The organism is Eubacterium sp. AM46-8, from assembly GCF_003466705.1.
Taxonomy (GTDB): domain Bacteria; phylum Bacillota; class Clostridia; order Lachnospirales; family Lachnospiraceae; genus Lachnospira.
In genome coordinates, this window is the sequence record NZ_QSEU01000003.1 from 180,553 (window position 1) to 199,607 (window position 19,055).

Below are 19,055 nucleotides of genomic sequence, written 5' to 3' on the forward strand. Positions count from 1 at the left end.
AAATACATTTGACATTAATTTACTATGATGAAAATCAGTGATATTATAAAAAACGCTTATTTATTATTGAAAGCAGATTTTTTGAAAATATTTATCAATAAAGATGGGAGAATGTTTATGAGCAGAATTATTAAAAATGTGCTGCCATACTGGAAGTCGATAGTGCTGGTATTTGCGCTGCTTATCGTTCAGGCAGTGTGTGACTTGTCGCTTCCTGCGTATACTTCAGATATCATTGATACAGGTATACAGAATGGAGGCATAGAGCATACTGTGCCAGAAAAGATTACCAAGGAAGAATATGACACTGCGAAGCTTTTTATGACAGAGGAAGAAGCACAGCTGTGGGAACAGTCGTATTCTTATAATGAAGATGATAATGTCTATGAATTAAGTGTCAAAGGTTCTAAGAATAAGACTGATTTAGATGACACGCTTTTTACCGCACTTATAATTAATAATCAGATGTCTTCAGTGACTGAAAGTGCATTCAAAAGCCGTATGGCAGAGCAGATGCATGTAAGTGAAGAACAGCTTGCAAATGTTTCGGTAGAAGATATTGGAAAATCTATGGGTGTGGAACTCATTACATTTACACAGATGATGGAAGATTCGGATGGTAATGAGGTTGAAACTATATGTGTGGATATGAGACAGATAGTGAAGGCAATGTATAGTGCAGGGGCTATGAGTAAAGACGATATCCTTTCTATGCGAAGCGAATTCCAGAAGACTATTGATACCATGGGAAAGACTCTTGTTTCGTCTATGGGCGTTGCTTATGCAAAGAGCATGGATGCCAAGGCAGGAATGGACATGGATTCTATCCAGACTAAGTATCTGTGGGCAGCTGGTCTTAAGATGGTTGCCATGGCACTTCTTATGGCGGTTACTTCTGTATGTATAGGTTTCCTTGCATCAAGAGTTGGTGCAGGCGTTGCAAGAGATATGAGAGGAAAACTGTATTCTAATGTCATGGGATTCTCTAATGCTGAGATGGACAAATTCTCTACAGCGTCACTTATCACAAGGACAACTAATGATGTACAGCAGGTTCAGATGGTTACGGTTATTATGCTGAGAATGATTCTGTATGCACCAATTCTTGGCGTCGGAGGAATTATAAAGGTTGTTGGAACAGGAGCCGGCATGGGCTGGGTTATAGTTATGGCTGTTGTTGTTATCATTGCATTTGTAATGCTTCTTATGGTAATTGCGATGCCTAAGTTCAAGCTTATGCAGAAGCTGGTTGATAATGTCAATCTTGTATCCAGAGAGATTCTTACTGGTCTTTCTGTAATAAGAGCCTTTGGAAGAGAGAAGAAGGAAGAGGAAAGATTTGACGAAGCTAATAAAAAGCTTACTAATACAATGCTCTTTACTAACAGAACAATGACATTCATGATGCCAAGCATGATGCTTATTATGAATGGTTTATCAGTTCTTATCGTGTGGGTTGCCGCACACAGAATTGATGCCGGAGTTATGCAGGTAGGTTCTATGACTGCATTTATAACATATTCGATGCTTATAGTTATGTCATTCCTTATGCTTACAATGATGTCTGTAATGCTTCCAAGAGCGATGGTTGCAGCTGACCGTATAGATGAAGTTATTAATACACATTCTTCAATAGAAGACTCTGAGAATCCTGAGACAATTGAGTCTGCAAAGGGTGTAGTTGAGTTTAATCATGTAAATTTCATGTATCCGGGTGCTAAAGCGAACGCACTTGAGGATATTACATTTAAAGCAGAGCCGGGTAAGACTACAGCAATTATAGGAAGTACGGGCTGTGGAAAGTCAACGCTCGTTAATCTTATTCCAAGATTGTATGATGTTACAGGAGGAAGCATTACTATTGATGGTCATGATATAAGAAATATCTCTATGCATGACTTAAGAAGTGAGCTTGGTTACGTGCCTCAGAAGGGAATGCTTTTCTCTGGTACTATTGCAAGTAATTTAAGATTCGGTAATCCTGATGCAAGCGATGAAGATGTCGTTAAGGCAGCACAGATTGCACAGGCAACTGAGTTCATTGATAATAAGGCTGAGAAGTATGACAGTCCTATAGCACAGGGCGGTACTAATGTTTCAGGCGGTCAGAAGCAGAGACTTTCGATTGCAAGAGCAATAGCAAAGCACCCAAGAGTGTTTATATTTGATGACAGTTTTTCAGCACTTGATTTAAAGACTGACGCAATTCTTCGTAAGGAGCTTGCTGCAAATGTGTCTGATGCCACTGTTATTATTGTAGCTCAGCGAATCAGCACAATCCTTCATGCAGATCAGATTCTTGTTATGGATGATGGTAAGATTGTTGGCAAGGGAACGCATGAAGAACTTATGAAGACATGTGAGACATATCAGCAGATTGCAAGTTCACAGCTTTCTGCTAAAGAGCTTGGAAAGGAGGCCTAGTCAGTATGGAAGATAATAAAAATATCAAAATGCCACCGAAAAGAAGAATGGGACCTCCGGGAAGAGGAATGGCACCTGTTGAGAAAGCCAAGGATTTCAAAGGATCCATAGGAAAGCTTATAAGATATATTGGAAGCTATAAGATTGCGATAATATTTGTTGCAGTTATGGCTGTATGCTCAACAGTATTTTCTGTTGTAGGTCCGAAGGTTCTTGGTAAGGCGACAACAGCTTTGTCAGAAGGTCTTGTGAAGAAAATCGGCGGAACTGGCGGAATTGACTTTGGAAAGATTGGAACAATTCTTATATTCGTGCTTTGTCTGTATGCCGCAAGTGCAGTATTTAACTTTGTACAGGGCTGGATAATGACAGGCATTACACAGAAGGTCTGCTACAGATTAAGAAAAGAAATCAGTGAGAAAATCAACCGTATGCCAATGAAGTATTTCGAGAGCAGGACATATGGTGAGGTGTTATCAAGAATTACTAACGATGTTGATACACTTGGAATGGGACTTAACCAGAGTATTACAACAATCATTACATCTTTAACTACTATGATTGGTGTTCTTGTTATGATGTTAAGCATTTCACCACTTATGACACTTATTGCGGTTATAATTCTGCCAATATCAGTCGGACTTGTTTCTTTCGTTGTTAAGAAGTCACAGGGATATTTCAAAACACAGCAGGAGTACCTTGGACATATTAACGGACAGATTGAGGAGACTTATGGCGGACACATGATTGTTAAGTCATTTAATAAAGAAAAGGATATGGTTGATTCATTTAACAAGACTAATGATGTCCTCTATGGTTCAGCATGGAAGTCACAGTTTCTTTCAGGAATGATGCAGCCAATCATGATGTTTGTAGGTAACTTAGGTTACGCATGCGTCGCATTAACCGGCGGTCTTCTTGCTATTAAAAATGTTATAACAATCGGTGATATTCAGGCATTTATCCAGTATGTGAAGAATTTCACTCAGCCAATCCAGCAGATTGCCCAGGTTATCAATCAGGTACAGTCTATGGCAGCAGCTTCTGAGAGAGTATTTGAATTTCTTGATGAAGAAGAGGAAGACCAGACTGTTAAGAATCCTGTTTCTACAGAAGGAATTAAGGGTGAGGTTGATTTCGAGCATGTAAGATTCGGATACAATGAGAACCAGACTATCATCAAGAATTTCAGTGTAAATGTTAAGCCTGGACAGAAGGTTGCTATCGTAGGACCGACAGGTGCAGGTAAGACCACTATTGTTAAGCTGCTTATGCGATTCTATGATGTTAATGATGGAGCTATTCTTGTTGACGGACATAATGTTAAGGATTTCAACAGAAGAGAACTAAGAGACGCATTTGGAATGGTTCTTCAGGATACATGGCTCTATAAGGGTACAATTATGGAGAATATCAGATACGGAAAGCTTGATGCAACTGATGAAGAGGTTATTGCAGCAGCCAAGGCAGCTAACGCCCATCACTTTATTGAGACTCTTCCGGGTGGTTATGATTGTGAGCTTAACGAGGACGCAAGCAATGTCTCACAGGGACAGAAGCAGCTTCTTACAATTGCAAGAGCAATCCTTGCAGATAATCCAATCCTTATTCTTGATGAAGCAACATCTTCTGTTGATACAAGAACAGAGGAGCGAATCCAGAAGGCTATGGATAACCTGATGAAGGGCAGAACAAGCTTCGTTATTGCACACAGACTTTCAACCATCAAAGATGCTGATGTGATACTTGTTATGAAGGATGGAGATATTGTTGAGCAGGGAACTCATGATGAACTTCTTGCCAGGAACGGTTTCTATGCTGACCTTTATAATTCGCAGTTTGAGCAGGCTTCTTAGATTGATAATATATATGTTAAGAAAAACGGCAGAAAGAAATTTCTGTCGTTTTTTTAAACATTTTGATATAATAAAATTATTAATTAGTTGAGTGAAGAGGATAATGCATGAATATATTAATATGTGATGACGATAAGCTTTATGTTGATATGATAAGAAAATATGTGGATGAATTCTTTGCTGAGCATAAGATAACAGATTACAAAGTCTATGAATATAACAGCGGTGATGAAGCGGCTAAGAATAATGAAAAGATTGACATTGCATTTCTTGATGTTGAGATGGACGGAATTAATGGAATTGAAGCTGGAAAATGTTTAAGAAATAATAACAAGAATATTGTGTTATTCATAATAACTTCGTATATGGGCTATCTTGATGATGCAATGGACGAGGGAGTTTTCAGGTATATTAATAAACCACTGGAAAGACCTGTGATTATGCGCGGTCTTCAGAAAGCGTTATTATTGTGCAATAAGCATCAGAGTAAGAAAGTCAATATAGAATATAACGGTAACAATACAATTATTGAACAGGATTCGATTATATGCATAGAGTCACTGGTAAGAAAAAGATACATACGCACAGACACAGAATTATATACAAGTCTTAAAAGCCTTTCATATTGGCAAAATGTTCTTGATGAAGATAAGTTTTTTCTTGTTAACAAGTCATGTATTGTTAATATTGACAGGGTAGTCAGATTTACTGATAAACGTGTAGAACTTAAGGGAAGAGAAGAACCGATTGATATATCAAGAGAGAAGAGAACAGATTTTAAGCAGAAGGTATTATTATATCTTGCTGGACAGGAGTAATTGTATATGGAAATAGTTATAAGTTATGCATTTGCTCACATTGTAGAAGCAATAATATTATGGATGAGCATGTCACAAATGTATGAACGCAGATATAAGAACTGGATTACGGGACTTATAATGCTGTCAGGCCATGCTGTAATGTTTGGGGTATTTCTGACAGATAATATATATGTTGTTACAACAGTTAATAATGTGGTTTATTTTTTGCTTATAGTATGGTTGTTTAATATAAGTAAGAAAGTAGCAGTGTTTTGGGCGTTGATATATAATGCAATGATGGCATTATCAGAACTAACAGTATTTTATATTATCCAATATCTTGTAGGAGTCTGTGATGTAAAAGGAAATGGAGTTGTAACTAATATTATTGTAGTATGTTTATGTAAAACAGTATTTTTCCTGTTTATTCAGGTAATGGTCCTTATAAAGAACAGAAGTAATGTAGGAAAAGATTTATATAAAGACGATTTGCCAATAGTCTTATTCATAGTATCATTAATTTCATCGTTAATGGTTTTTATTACATATTATGTTGTAGGAATGAATTCTTTGATTAGTCAGACAGAAGCAGTCTGTATGGTAATGAGTATGATAATATTGATTCTGGCAGATATTTTAGTGCTATTTGTTAATATTAAAGTTAATGAAAGAAATGCTGAAAATGCGATGATAAAAATACAGCTTGAAAAAGAAAGGGCAGATGCAAGATATTACAAACTTGAATATGAAAAGAATGAGAGTTTGGAAATATTAAGGCATGATATGAATAATCATCTTAATACTATGTTGGACATAGGTAGTGATAATGAGCTGAAGAAATATATTATTGATATTATGAATCAATATAAAATGCGAAGGCGGACAAGCTTCTCCAACAGTAATATTCTTAATGGACTTGTCAGTCAATATATGGAATCATGTGAGAAAAATAACATAGATTTAATTGCAGATATAAGACCTGATACAGTAGAGGTTATGGACTCAACAGATATAGTAGCTTTATTTGGAAATCTATTGTCGAATGCATTTGAGGCTGCTGAATATTGCAAAAAAGATATAAAACCATATATTGAATTTATTGTGAAAAGAAAAAATGATTTTATCATAATTATTGTACGAAATTCAGCGGTTAAAGCACCGCGTAAGATTAATGGAAGATATATTTCTTCAAAGAAAGATACAGAGAAAAAGCATGGTTATGGAATGAAAAGTATATACAATATTGTTGATAAATATAAAGGAAGTCATATTGAAGAATATGATGAAACAAAAAGAGAGTTTACTATAAAAATCATATTGCTTAATGAAAAAAATATAGCGTAACCTGAAAGGGTTACACTATATTGATAAAGAAATTAGCCTTAATAATATAATGATTTATTCTTCCCAAACATACATATAATATGGGAAACTGAACATATAATTATAACTATAGCCAGACAGCTTGCAAAGTGCTCTAACCCAATCATCCATAATACAAAGAACAAAATATTATAACTACATAATATTAATAACATGAACTTGTGATAGTGTGTTATTTCTTTAGATGATACATAATGATTCTTTGATATTACAGGTCCTTTTATACTTAATTCCAGATCGCATAATAACAAAATAATAAGAACAAGCAAAGAAGGACGCAATTGTGAAGACATCCATGCCATAAATATTAACATAATAGTAGATAATATAAGACAACTGGTTGAAGATTGACAATGATAACCACCACTATATTTTCTTATGAGCAGAAAAGAAAACATTTCTAAAAGTCCAAGGAGAATTTTATGTGATGCTATACAGTATATTGTGAAAATAATTGTCGGATTAATAATCAAAAATAAATTTTTAATTGCATAACTGTATAAATCTATGTCAGTTTCAACCAGCAGTCCTATATTAATTAACCATACTGCGGCGTTTCTAGAAAACTTTTCAAGCATTATTTTGTTTTCTTAAACTTCTTCAAGGATGCAGGTTCAACAGGCTGGTTGTATACATAGCTTGATGAAGCATTAGCACTAGAAGTTAATGTGCGATTAAGCACAGCTGTAACGCCTTTGCTTAATGTGGATTTAATTGCTCTCTTCATAATTTTTCCTCCTTCCTGAGATAGTTATTATTATATTTTGTTGTTAAATATTTTTAAATACACTATGTCTCAACTGTTGTTTTGAATGTCTTAAATGTATTTTAGATTAAAAACGGAATAAAATTATAAACTGTGATGAATATTATTTTAAGCACTAACAAAAAACAATTAATATGGTAAAATTAAAATATTATCATTAATCATACATAAACATTTATACTATTCTAATTCGCAACAAACGATATATATGTGCGAAAGATGCGTATACTAAAATTAAATAGTAATCATACTAATGTATAGGGGTTGCTATGGAGTATACGGATTATTACAAAGCATTTTGCAAAAGAATGAGCATAGATAGAAAAATGAAGAATTATGACCAGAGTGCAATGGCTGAAAGAGTTGGCATGACGACACCAGAATATTCCAATAGGGAATCCGGAAGAAGTATGGTATCAGGGACTGATTTAAAGAAGTTGTGGGATTCAGGAGCTGATATAGATAAACTATTGGTCGATGTGGATGAAAAGCCTTGCAGACATGTGATTTCTTCTGAAATAGATACATTTGGAGACGAATCCAAGAAGGAATATGTCAGAGAAGTGGTAAGCGAACATGTACTCTATATGTGTGAGCAGAAGTTAGATAGTTTTTCAGATGAAATAGTAAAGGATATACAGCTGCTGAGAGCTGTTGATAAAGATTCTACTAAAGATTCAATGTTAAAATGTATAAGAGATGTTAACGATATAACAGACCAACAGGTCATATCAGATAATCTTGGTATATCAAGATACAAATATAGTAAAATTGAGAATAACAAAGAGTTTCCAGATGCAATGGTTTTGATAAGACTTTATCAGCAGTATGGATGTTTACCATCAATGTTTCTTAATCTGTATGATGTCAGAGACAGACTTCTTGATTATATTTTTGACAGTATGTCAGAGAAAGATCAGAAAATAATATTAAGTTTTATCAGTAATTTGAGAAAATTCGTATGAGGAAGTTATGGAAGAACGAATTATTAATATTGGAACAAGACTTAAACAAAGAAGAAAAGAAATGCACATCAAACAGACAGAGATGGCTAAGGAACTGGGCGTGTCGCAGACATATCTTTCTAATATTGAAGGTGGCAAGGCCAACTGCAGTATAACGTTGCTGGTTGATATATGTAATTATCTTAATGTTACACCGGATTACCTTATGCTGGGGAATATGAGAGGAAATAAAGCAAGCATAGATATTATTGACGCATTGAAGATGTGTGACCCGGAAGAACTGGCCACAATAAGGAAAATAGTAGATGCATTTGTTATGAAAAAGGCGGAGCGTACTAAATTAAGTGCGCCCGTCTTTTTTATTAAAAACATATTGACATTACGAACAAATGTTTTATAATGAACGTATGTTCGAATTAATATCTGATTTAACAACTATGGAGAAGTTACAGATTCTGGCAGATGCGGCCAAGTATGATGTTGCATGTACGTCAAGTGGAGTAGACAGGAAGGGAAAGGAAGGCTTCCTTGGAAACAGTGTGGCATGCGGCGTGTGTCATAGTTTTGGGACAGATGGCAGATGCATTTCTCTTTTGAAGGTTCTGATGACTAATCATTGTGTATATGACTGCAAGTATTGTATGAATAGATGTTCTAATGATGTGCCAAGGGCTACCTTTGAACCGGATGAGCTGTGCCAGCTTGTTATAGAATTTTATAAGCGTAATTACATTGAAGGATTGTTTTTAAGTTCTGGAGTATTAAAGAATCCAGCGTTTACAATGGAAAGAATATGTGAGACACTATTATGTTTAAGAACTAAGTATAGGTTTAATGGATATATTCATGTTAAGGCAATACCAGGAGCTCCGGATGAATTATTGTCAAGGGCGGGATATCTGGCAGACAGGGTGAGTATTAATCTTGAACTGCCTACAGCGCAGAGTCTATCAAAGCTTGCTCCTAATAAGAATTTTAAGACTATTCTTGAACCTATGGAGAAGATGACAGGGACAATTGCGGCTAACAGGATTGCTATGGGAAAAGATGCAAGGATGGAAAGAAGCAGTATCAACAGATATCTGTCTGGAAGTATATTTAACTCTCAGACAGGTTCAGGACAGTCTGCTTTATCTGGAACAGAAAGAGCTGCATTGGAATCAGGAGATAAGCTTTCGTTACCAGCGGTTGCACGAGGTATGGGGATTAACAGACCGTTTGCACCGGCAGGGCAGAGTACCCAGATGATAATAGGGGCAACACCAGAAACTGATCTTACACTTATAAGAACAACACAGCATTTGTACAAGAATTATGACTTGAAGAGGGTGTTTTACTCTGCTTATATACCACTTAATGAGGATTCGGCGTTGCCGAAGCTTGACGCGGCAGTTCCGCTTCTCAGAGAACATAGATTGTATCAGGCAGACTGGCTTCTCAGATTTTATGGATTTCAGGCAGATGAATTACTGTCTGAGAGCAGACCGAATTTCAATGAACAATTAGACCCTAAGTGTGACTGGGCTATAAGACATCTTGGACAGTTTCCTGTTGAGGTGCAGAATGCATCATATGACATGCTTTTGAGAATACCAGGGGTTGGACCTAAGTCTGCTAAGAGAATTGTGCAGACAAGAAGATATGCACATCTTGATTTTGATATATTAAAGAAACTGGGCGTTGTACTTAAGAGGGCACATTATTTTATAACATGCAATGGAAGAATGATGTATAGAATACCGATAGAGGAATCATATATTACAAAGTGTTTGACAGAGGATAATCATAAAGATAATTGGAAGGTGGTTCATCAGAATGAAAGATATGAACAGTTGTCACTTTTTTGAATGTGGAGGATGACAGTATGTATATATTTACATGTGAAGACAGATTTGAAGATATGATGTGTTGTATATATCAGGCGTGGGAGAAGGCTTTGAAAGTGGGACATGGATGTGTTAGACTTGAGAAGCGTGGAGAAGAACAGCCATCTTTATTTGACGAATATGTTCATGTAGAGTATGACGAGGAAGAATATAAGAAGGTAGTTCGTTCAATAAAGAAAAAGATTTCCAACGAGGCTTATGCATGTGTATATTACGCCTGTTTATCATATGAGAAGGATGCATTGGATGCGGCATACAGATTTCTTATAAGCGGATTCAAAGCTGGCTCAGATATAGCATATATGAGAACGGATCTGGCAGTTACAAGAATTAAGGATATACGGAGAAGGGTTGTGCATGAAACAAGATATTTTACAGAATTCGCAAGATTTAATTCTATTCAGGGAAAGGTATACGTATGTCATCTTGAACCTAAGAGTGATGTGATATATGAGGTTTCGTTGCACTTTGCTGACAGAATGCCATCGGAGAACTGGATGATTATTGATGATAACAGAAAGAAAGCAGTAGTTCATCCGGTTAATAATAGTATGTATATCAGGAATTTCACAGACGAAGATATGCTTTTGTTACAGAAAACAGAGAATATGGAAGATGAATACACAGATATGTGGAAGACTTTTTTTGAGGCTATTGCAATTAAGCAGAGGCGTAATACAGAATGTCAGAGAAATCTGATGCCTTTATGGATGAGAAAGCATGTAACAGAGTTTCAGTAACACGCAATATTATTAAGGAATGTGTATTTGATGGATTATATATTGGAAGATGTATTTAAAGATGTAAGAGAGAATGACTATGATACATTTGTGAAATTGGAACAGATATTTCAATTGAACGTATTTTATCCTGTGCATATAGAAGATGATAATGACTGGTCTGTGGCATATCTTATGAATGATGCTGTAGAAAGTTTTCTTACATTCACAGATTCAATTATGACAGGCAATTATATTAATACTGATGCAGAGCAGATTCCAGATTTGCAGCGCCTTGAGGATGGATATATGCTTATAGTTAATCAGGGTGGAGAGAATACATTTACTATAAGATTTAAAGAGTTAAAGCTCAGAACGCATTTATTTAATTATGGGAGTATGGGGCATTTTTGGATAGATGGGTATGAGTATCTTAGACAGTTAGAGTATCAGCTTGCAGATATAAGGGATAAATACAGATATCTCGGTGATGAAGTATGCAGTGACAAGGAAATGCTTCTTATGAAACTGGCAGACTTTCCGCCGATTAAGCAGTACAGGTCTGTACCAGAAAGATATTATGTGCCTTATCCTGATTGTGTTTATGAGGAAGCTGTTGATTATCTTATAGAACTTGCAGATGCGACAGAGGATTATTCAATGGAGAGAATGCTTATTTCTTATAAAAGAAAGCCAACGTCAATTAAAAGCAGGGTAATTGCCAGAATGTTATGTGGTAAGAAGCATGCCGAATTGGTAGATGCAATAATAAGTGAGTTAAGAGAAGCTGCGTCAATATATCCGGACAGGACATTTACAACAGAGGAAGATATACAACGTGATGTTATTCATAAAAAGGCTTTATCGTCGTTGTCTGAATATATTAAGCAGGGATATAAGTGTCTGTTGTACAGGGAAGAACCATTTATGTATTCAAGGGATTCTATTACATATAAGGAGCATGTACTTGTATTTGTTAATGGATTATTTCGAAGAAAGTCCAAGATAGTTACTTTTGAGTGACACACAGAGCAGTTATGATGTATAATAAACAATATATCTATAATAAGGCTATAATATTAGAAAGTGAGGATTTATTATGGGGAAAGTAAGGGTTGTTTCCAAGAATAATCAGGTAAGTGTCAAAGTTAAGAGTACTAAAGGTGAACAGCTTAATCATAGTATGGCTGAATTACTTTCAAAAACAGAAGTTGAAGGATTTCTGCCTTTTTATATAACATCAGATGGAAGCAGTTTCTCTGCTGAATATGGTATAGCAGGATATGAAACAGCTAAGGAATTTTTTAAGAACAGAGTTATTGACCAGCATACATTTTCAGTATTTATGAAAAGCAGCGTTAAGGCGTTATCCGGAATGTCTGCATATAACATGGAATATGGTAATGTGTTAGTTTCTATGGATACTGTTCTTGTTGAATCAACGACAGGAAAAGCTTTGTTCATGTATTATCCTGTGGATGGATACCAGAATGGATTGTTTTTTAATATGTTTCTGGAGGATGTTCTTAGCATGATGAGAATACCAGCGAATACAGATGTGTCATTCATGGTGAAACTTAGAGAGTTTCTGAAGCATCCAGAGAATATGACATGGGATATATTAGATGAGTATGCAGATTCTATAGATATAGCACCAGTAAACAGAGGCGTTATACCACAGCAGGTATATCAGCAGGTCCCATTTTCACCAGTATCTGTGCAGCCTGCTCCTGCTATGTATGAAACACCAGTATATTCACAGCCATCAGTTTATTCAGATCCGGTTCAGCCATCTGTTCAAGAACAGAATAATACATATGTGAATAATAACCAGCCAGAAAAGATATGTCCTGTATGTGGAATGCATAGCACAACACCAGATGCATTATTCTGCATAGGATGTGGCTCAAGACTTGAGGCTGTTGTTAATACAGAAGAACAGAATATAGAGAGCAAAGAAGAGAATATTCAGGTAAAGATATGCCCGTCATGTGGTGCTGATAATAATTTGGATTCACTATTCTGTTCAGAATGTGGAACAAGACTTAATCAGGAAGCAGACCGTGTTGAAGCTGGGAAATCCGATGAAAATGTGAATCTTGATGAGAATGTAGGAGCAGATGAAGATGAAAAGTCAGAAGCTTCACCAACTATGTTTATAAAGAATGGACGTGTAGTTGATTCTGTAACAGGAACTGATGAGATTATGAATATTATTATTAAAGATAATATTATTGAAGAAGTTGGACATGATATTAGTATTGATGAGACAGATAATGTTACAGTTATAGATGCAACTGGACTGGTGGTTGCGCCTGGTCTTATGGATACGCATGTTCATTTCAGAGATCCTGGATTTACTTATAAAGAGGATATAATAACAGGTGCTGCTGCAGCGGCAAGAGGTGGTTTTACAAGTGTAGTATGTATGGCTAATACTAAACCTGCTGTAGATAATATAGAGACTCTTGACTATATACAGAAGAAGGGTGAGACTACAGGAATACATGTTATGCAGACAGCTGCTGTAACCAAGGAATTAAAAGGAACAGAGCTTGTAGATATGGATGCTCTTGCAGATGCAGGTGCAGTTGGTTTCACAGATGATGGAATTCCAATTATGGATGAGCATGTACTTATTATGGCCATGAAGAAGGCAGCAGAGCTTGATTTACCAATAAGTCTTCATGAAGAAGATCCAGAGTTTATCATAAAATCTGGGGTTAATCAGGGTAAAGTTGCAGAGCAGCTCGGATATGGTGGTGCCTCATCAACAGCAGAAGATGTAATGGTTGCAAGGGATTGTGTGCTTGCATTACACACAGGAGCATCAGTATGTATACAGCATATAAGCTCAGGAAATTCTGTTGAACTTGTAAGAACTGCTAAGAAATTAGGAGCAGATGTACATGCAGAGGCAACACCACATCATTTTACCCTTACAGAAGATGCTGTTCTTAAGTATGGAACTAACGCAAGAATGAATCCTCCATTAAGGACAGAAGACGACAGAGCTAAGATAATTGAAGGAATAAAAGATGGTACAATAGATATGATTGTGACTGATCATGCACCACACAGTGAGGAGGAAAAAGCAAAACCATTAGAGAGTGCTCCTAGTGGAATAATAGGTCTTGAGACATCTCTGGCTTTGGGAATTAAATCTCTTGTAGAACCTGGACATATATCTCTTATGAAGCTGATGGAATTAATGAGTAAGAACCCGGCAGAGTTCTATAGAATGGTTCCAGGAAGTGTAACAAAGGGAGCCCCGGCAGATCTTGTTATTTTTGGAGAAAAAGAAACATGGACAGTAAGAAAAGAAGATTTTGCTTCAAAAGCTTCTAATAGTCCATTTATTGGATGGGAACTTCCGGGTAAAGTGCATTATACTATATGCTCAGGAAAGATTGTTTACCAGATGTAGATTTTTAGACCTAATTAGGTATATAGACACCGAATTATTCCATTGAAATAATTTGTATATCATATATAATTAACGTATGCATTTTATGAAGATGTTAATTACATATGAGAGGAGAATATTTACTTGAGGATAAGTGTGGTTAAGAACCAGGAGGGAATTTATTTTGTATACCGTTCAACAAGACAGGTATATAAGGTGAGAATTACAGATATTATGTATTTTGCAAGAAGTGGCAGAAGGGTTACTATGTATTCAAGAGAGTTGGGAGCTGTTGAGTTATACTGTAGTTTATCTGAGATTTATGAGCTGCTTTTTTCAGATGGATTTTATTATATTAATAAGTCTGTTATTGTCAATTTATTCCATATAACTAATATTAAGAATAACTTTGCAAGAATTGCGGATGGTAATTGTATTGAGATTAGCAGGGCAAGAAGAACCTTTATAATGCATAAATTCTGTGAAACCCTGAAGTAACCTGTCTGGACGCATTCTTGTCTGGTTAAACTGGAGGTATGCGTATGAGATATTACACTGTTTCACAGTGGCTGATTTTTTTCTTTATATATTGTTTCCTTGGCTGGGTATGGGAATGCTGTTATGTCTCTGTCAGAAAAAGGAAATGGGTAAACAGAGGTTTTTTACACGGCCCATTCCTGCCAATATATGGTTCAGGTGCAATTGTTATATTGATTAGTACGATTGCAGTGAAAGATATTGTGCCATTGGTGTTTCTTTTTGGCATGGTTTCATCTACAATACTTGAATTCTGCACAGGATGCTGTATGGAAAAGCTTTTTGGAGTAAGATATTGGGACTATAGTAATCTTCCGCTTAATTTTAAAGGACATATATGTTTCTTTATATCTCTTGCGTGGGGGGCTTTTTCAATCCTGCTTGTATGTGTAATTCATAAGCCTATTGAAGCAGTTGTACTTATGATACCTAAGACTATTGCAGATATTATTGCTGTAGTTTTGGCGATATACATGGCAGCAGACTTTGCTGTTTCTATTAATGAAGCTATGGATCTCAAGGCTACACTGGAGAAGTTTACTAAAGAGAATGAGCAGCTCCAGATGTATGCAAGACGAATGGAGATTACAGCTACATTTGCGGAAGAAGAGTTTAACAAGAAAAAAGAACAGTTTATGGAAGCAGTTGCTGAAGAAAGAAAACAGCTTTCAGAAAAGGCAGACAGAAGATACAGACATATTACAAGTATTATTAAGAGAAATCCTAATGCCGTTTCAAGGGTACATAAAGAATCTATTAACGAGATTAAAGAGATTATTGTTAGCAGAAAGGCAAAGAGGGATAAATAATGCCAGAAAAGATATTATTGTATAATGTTAAAGAACCACAGTATATTATTAAAGCAGCATCTAATATGCGGATTGTTTCTGGATTTATTAATGAATCCGATTCATATAAGACATTGGCGGAGCTTGCTGCGGAGGTAAAAGGCATACCATCAGATGTGGCAGGATATCATTCACAGGAGGATAAGGAAAGCCTTGTCATATTCTGTGATGTAACAGATAAGCATATGGACAGGCTTCTTTTTGAAATGAGGCAGAAGAATACTGGTGTAACATTCAAGGCAGTATTAACAGATGCTAATAAGAAATGGAATATTAGCCAGATGCTTGTAGAGATGAGAAGAGAAAGATTTGAATATATGCGAAGAAATATGAAATAATTATTATTAAAGTCTGCAAATAAAAGATAAGGAGAGATATACTATGGAAATTAAGCATGTTAAAGCAAGTGAATTTAATAATGAGGTACTTAAGTCAGATAAGCCTGTGCTTGTAGATTTCTGGGCAGACTGGTGTGGCCCATGCAAGATGTTAGGACCAGTTCTTGAACAGGTTGCAGCGAAGGTTGACGATGTACAGATTGTTAAGATTAATGTGGATGAAGAATCATCAGTAGCAGAGAAATATAATATTATGTCTATCCCTACGCTTCTTTTATTCAAGAATGGTGAATGCGTTGCAAAGAGCGTAGGTTTTATAAGTGAAGGACAGGTGATGGAATTTATTGGTAAATAAGTATCAAAATCGCTGGAATAGCGCTTGGATACTGTATTGTTTTAAGGAGAATATTCAAAAAGTATTCTCCTTAAATTGTACAAAATTAAATACTCTTGACAAATCTATTGATTTATTATCTGAAGCATGTTAGAGTAATCATGGTTGAATTGTTATGGATTTGTCAATGTATATTTATAGGAACAATAAGTATCCTATAAAGCATGGCAATTTTTATTTTAACCAAAATTGTATACAGTGTACAAAAGAAAATACAATACATTTTCTTAAAGAGTACATTGAAATATATTATATTTAAGGAGGATCAATTCAAATGGTTGAGAAGACACAGTGGGCTGGATTCAAGGGAAGACTTTGGAAAGAAGAAATCAATGTAAGAGATTTCATTCAGAACAATTACACACCTTATGATGGAGATGAGAGTTTCCTTGCAGGTCCAACAGAAGCAACTAATAAGCTTTGGGGAAAATTACAGGAGCTTCAGAAGGAAGAGAGAGCTAAGGGCGGAGTTTTAGACATGGAAACTAAGGTAGTTACAGGTCTTACAGCTTATGGCCCAGGATATATAGATGAATCAATGAAGGATCTCGAGCAGGTAGTAGGTCTTCAGACAGATAAGCCACTTAAGAGAGCATTTATGCCATATGGTGGTATTAAGATGGCTGAGGAATCTTGCGAGAACTATGGTTATACACCAGATCCTGAATTACACAAGGTTTTCACAGAATATCATAAGACACATAACCAGGGTGTATTCGATGCTTATACACCAGAGATGAGAGCTGCAAGAAGATCTCATATCATCACAGGTCTTCCAGACACATATGGTCGTGGACGTATCGTAGGTGATTACAGAAGAGTTGCTCTTTATGGTATTGATTATCTTATTAAGTGCAAGGAAGAGGATAAGGCTAACTGTGGATGCGGAGTTATGACTAACGATGTTATCCAGTTAAGAGAAGAGCTTTCAGATCAGATTAATGCTCTTAAGGGAATGAAGGCTATGGCTGCTGCATATGGCTATGATATTTCTGAGCCAGCTACAACAGCTAAGGAAGCTGTTCAGTGGTTATACTTTGGTTACCTTGCTGCTATCAAGACACAGAACGGTGCTGCTATGTCAGTAGGTCGTGTTTCTACATTCCTTGATATCTATATCAATAAGGATCTTGAAGCTGGTAAGATTACAGAGGCTGAGGCACAGGAACTTATCGATCATTTTGTTATGAAGTGCAGAATGGTTAAGTTCGCAAGAATTACATCATACAATGAATTATTCTCAGGAGATCCTACATGGGCTACTCTTGAGGTTGGTGGTACAGGTATTGATGGACGTTCTATGGTTACTAAGAACGATTACAGATTCCTTCATACTCTTGAGAACATGGGACCTTCACCAGAACCAAACCTTACAGTATTATATTCATCAAGACTTCCTGAGAACTTCAAGAAGTATGCTGCTCATATCTCAGTTACAACATCTTCTATCCAGTATGAGAACGATGATGTTATGAAGGTAACATGGGGAGATGATTATTCAATCTGCTGTTGTGTATCTGCTACACAGACAGGTAAGGAAATGCAGTTCTTCGGAGCTAGAGCTAACCTTGCTAAGTGCTTACTTTACGCTATCAATGGTGGTGTAGATATGAAGTCTAAGGTTCAGGTTGGACCAGCTTATAAGCCAGTTACTTCAGATGTTCTTGAATATGACGAAGTTGTTGCTAAGTTTGATAAGATGATGGATTGGTTAGCAGATCTTTATGTTAATGTACTTAACCTTATCCATTATATGCATGATAAGTACTACTATGAAGCTGCTGAGATGGCTCTTATCGATACAGATGTTAAGAGAACATTTGCAACAGGTATTGCAGGATTCTCACATGTAGTAGATTCACTTTCAGCTATTAAGTATGCTAAGGTTACTGTATCAGAGAGAGATCCTGAGACAGGTATCGCTATGGCATTTAAGACAGAGGGAGACTTCCCTAAGTATGGTAATGATGATGACAGAGCTGATGATATCGCTGTATGGCTTCTTAAGTCATTCCTTGACAAGATTAAGAAGAGACATACTTACAGAAATTCTGAGCCAACAACATCTATCCTTACTATTACATCTAATGTAGTATATGGTAAGTTTACAGGTAACATGCCAGATGGACGTAAGGCTGGTACACCACTTGCTCCAGGTGCAAACCCAAGCTACGGTGCAGAGCAGAACGGACTTCTTGCTTCACTTAACTCTCTTACAAAGCTTCCATATGAGTGGGCTCTTGATGGTATCTCTAATACACAGACAATGAACCCAGATGCTCTTGGACATGATGATTCAGAGAGAGTTAACAACCTTGTTAACGTAATGGACGGATACTTCGATCAGGGTGCTCATCACCTTAACGTTAATGTATTTGGTAAGGATAAGCTTCTTGATGCTATGGAGCATCCAGAAAAGCCAGAGTACGCTAACTTCACAATTCGTGTATCTGGATACGCTGTTAAGTTCATCGACCTTACAAAGGAACAGCAGATGGATGTTATCAGCAGAACATTCCACGACAGAATGTAATTGCTGTTTTTGAGTTTTTTCAGATTTTATAATACAGTGTTTATGCGGGTTTGAGAGATTTGAAGAAAATCAGTTTAATGTAAATTACCATAAAATAGTATATTTTCATTTATAAACTGGACCAAATCTGGACCAAATCGAGAAAAAAACTGGACCAGCTATAATAATCTGAACAAAAAAGGAGTGCAGATTCTAACTGA

17 protein-coding genes and 1 pseudogene are annotated in these 19,055 nt (G+C 36.2%); 16 read left to right on the plus strand and 2 right to left on the minus strand.

Features of this window, described 5'->3' with window-relative positions; translation table 11 throughout:
• The first annotated feature begins 117 nt into the window (after positions 1-117).
• The 4 genes from DW963_RS03400 to DW963_RS03415 all read left to right on the plus strand — a co-directional run bounded on the left by DW963_RS03400 (position 118) and on the right by DW963_RS03415 (position 6,424).
• Positions 118-2,424, plus strand: coding sequence for an ABC transporter ATP-binding protein (locus tag DW963_RS03400; RefSeq protein WP_117913841.1), 2,307 nt, complete (start codon positions 118-120; stop codon positions 2,422-2,424).
• A gap of 5 nt (positions 2,425-2,429) precedes the next feature.
• On the plus strand, positions 2,430-4,280 hold the full coding sequence (locus tag DW963_RS03405; protein WP_022098358.1) for an ABC transporter ATP-binding protein: 1,851 nt from the start codon (positions 2,430-2,432) through the stop codon (positions 4,278-4,280).
• 107 nt (positions 4,281-4,387) lie between these two features.
• Positions 4,388-5,098 carry a LytR/AlgR family response regulator transcription factor gene (locus tag DW963_RS03410; protein ID WP_117913842.1) on the plus strand — a complete coding sequence of 237 codons (711 nt, stop codon included), beginning with the start codon at positions 4,388-4,390 and terminating at the stop codon, positions 5,096-5,098.
• A 6-nt stretch (positions 5,099-5,104) separates the two neighbouring features.
• Positions 5,105-6,424, plus strand: coding sequence for a sensor histidine kinase (locus tag DW963_RS03415; RefSeq protein ID WP_117913843.1), 1,320 nt, complete (start codon positions 5,105-5,107; stop codon positions 6,422-6,424).
• A 38-nt stretch (positions 6,425-6,462) separates the two neighbouring features.
• On the opposite strand, the gene DW963_RS03420 is transcribed toward DW963_RS03415, so the two are convergent.
• Both DW963_RS03420 and DW963_RS03425 read right to left on the minus strand, forming a co-directional pair.
• On the minus strand, positions 6,463-7,041 hold the full coding sequence (locus DW963_RS03420) for an accessory gene regulator B family protein (protein ID WP_117913844.1): 579 nt from the start codon (positions 7,039-7,041) through the stop codon (positions 6,463-6,465).
• On the minus strand, positions 7,041-7,190 hold the full coding sequence (locus tag DW963_RS03425) for an AgrD family cyclic lactone autoinducer peptide (RefSeq protein WP_117913845.1): 150 nt from the start codon (positions 7,188-7,190) through the stop codon (positions 7,041-7,043). The genes DW963_RS03420 and DW963_RS03425 overlap by 1 nt, the downstream gene beginning before the upstream one ends.
• A gap of 308 nt (positions 7,191-7,498) precedes the next feature.
• Here DW963_RS03425 and DW963_RS03430 point away from each other — a divergent pair, with 308 nt between their 5' ends.
• The 12 genes and pseudogenes from DW963_RS03430 to pflB all read left to right on the plus strand — a co-directional run bounded on the left by DW963_RS03430 (position 7,499) and on the right by pflB (position 18,855).
• Positions 7,499-8,194 (plus strand): helix-turn-helix transcriptional regulator, encoded by a 696-nt coding sequence (locus DW963_RS03430; RefSeq protein ID WP_117913846.1) that lies wholly within the window; start codon positions 7,499-7,501, stop codon positions 8,192-8,194.
• Between the two features lie 7 nt (positions 8,195-8,201).
• Positions 8,202-8,594 (plus strand): helix-turn-helix domain-containing protein, encoded by a 393-nt coding sequence (locus tag DW963_RS03435; protein ID WP_117913847.1) that lies wholly within the window; start codon positions 8,202-8,204, stop codon positions 8,592-8,594.
• A gap of 7 nt (positions 8,595-8,601) precedes the next feature.
• Positions 8,602-10,041 (plus strand): putative DNA modification/repair radical SAM protein, encoded by a 1,440-nt coding sequence (locus DW963_RS03440; RefSeq protein ID WP_243004317.1) that lies wholly within the window; start codon positions 8,602-8,604, stop codon positions 10,039-10,041.
• Positions 10,042-10,058: 17 nt separating this feature from the next.
• A complete protein-coding gene (locus DW963_RS03445; RefSeq protein ID WP_117913849.1) occupies positions 10,059-10,820 on the plus strand; it encodes a TIGR03915 family putative DNA repair protein in 762 nt (253 codons plus the stop codon).
• 30 nt (positions 10,821-10,850) lie between these two features.
• Entirely contained in the window at positions 10,851-11,822 is a 972-nt protein-coding gene (locus DW963_RS03450) for a DUF3878 family protein (protein WP_117913850.1), read from the plus strand.
• Positions 11,823-11,982: 160 nt separating this feature from the next.
• Positions 11,983-12,840: pseudogene (locus tag DW963_RS13545) on the plus strand (DUF6382 domain-containing protein); the annotation flags it as partial.
• A 111-nt stretch (positions 12,841-12,951) separates the two neighbouring features.
• The gene (locus DW963_RS13550) at positions 12,952-14,226 is read left to right on the plus strand and encodes a dihydroorotase (RefSeq protein ID WP_243004318.1); all 1,275 of its coding nucleotides are present in this window, start codon (positions 12,952-12,954) and stop codon (positions 14,224-14,226) included.
• A 135-nt stretch (positions 14,227-14,361) separates the two neighbouring features.
• Positions 14,362-14,703, plus strand: coding sequence for a LytTR family transcriptional regulator DNA-binding domain-containing protein (locus tag DW963_RS03460; protein ID WP_243004316.1), 342 nt, complete (start codon positions 14,362-14,364; stop codon positions 14,701-14,703).
• A 44-nt stretch (positions 14,704-14,747) separates the two neighbouring features.
• Positions 14,748-15,551, plus strand: a complete 804-nt coding sequence (locus DW963_RS03465; RefSeq protein ID WP_243004315.1) for a putative ABC transporter permease — start codon at positions 14,748-14,750, stop codon at positions 15,549-15,551.
• A complete protein-coding gene (locus DW963_RS03470; RefSeq protein WP_117913852.1) occupies positions 15,551-15,928 on the plus strand; it encodes a DUF3783 domain-containing protein in 378 nt (125 codons plus the stop codon). The genes DW963_RS03465 and DW963_RS03470 overlap by 1 nt, the downstream gene beginning before the upstream one ends.
• Before the next feature lie 19 nt (positions 15,929-15,947).
• On the plus strand, positions 15,948-16,283 hold the full coding sequence (trxA, locus tag DW963_RS03475; protein ID WP_278286724.1) for a thioredoxin: 336 nt from the start codon (positions 15,948-15,950) through the stop codon (positions 16,281-16,283).
• Between the two features lie 313 nt (positions 16,284-16,596).
• A complete protein-coding gene (pflB, locus tag DW963_RS03480) occupies positions 16,597-18,855 on the plus strand; it encodes a formate C-acetyltransferase (protein ID WP_117913854.1) in 2,259 nt (752 codons plus the stop codon).
• Positions 18,856-19,055: the final 200 nt, after the last annotated feature.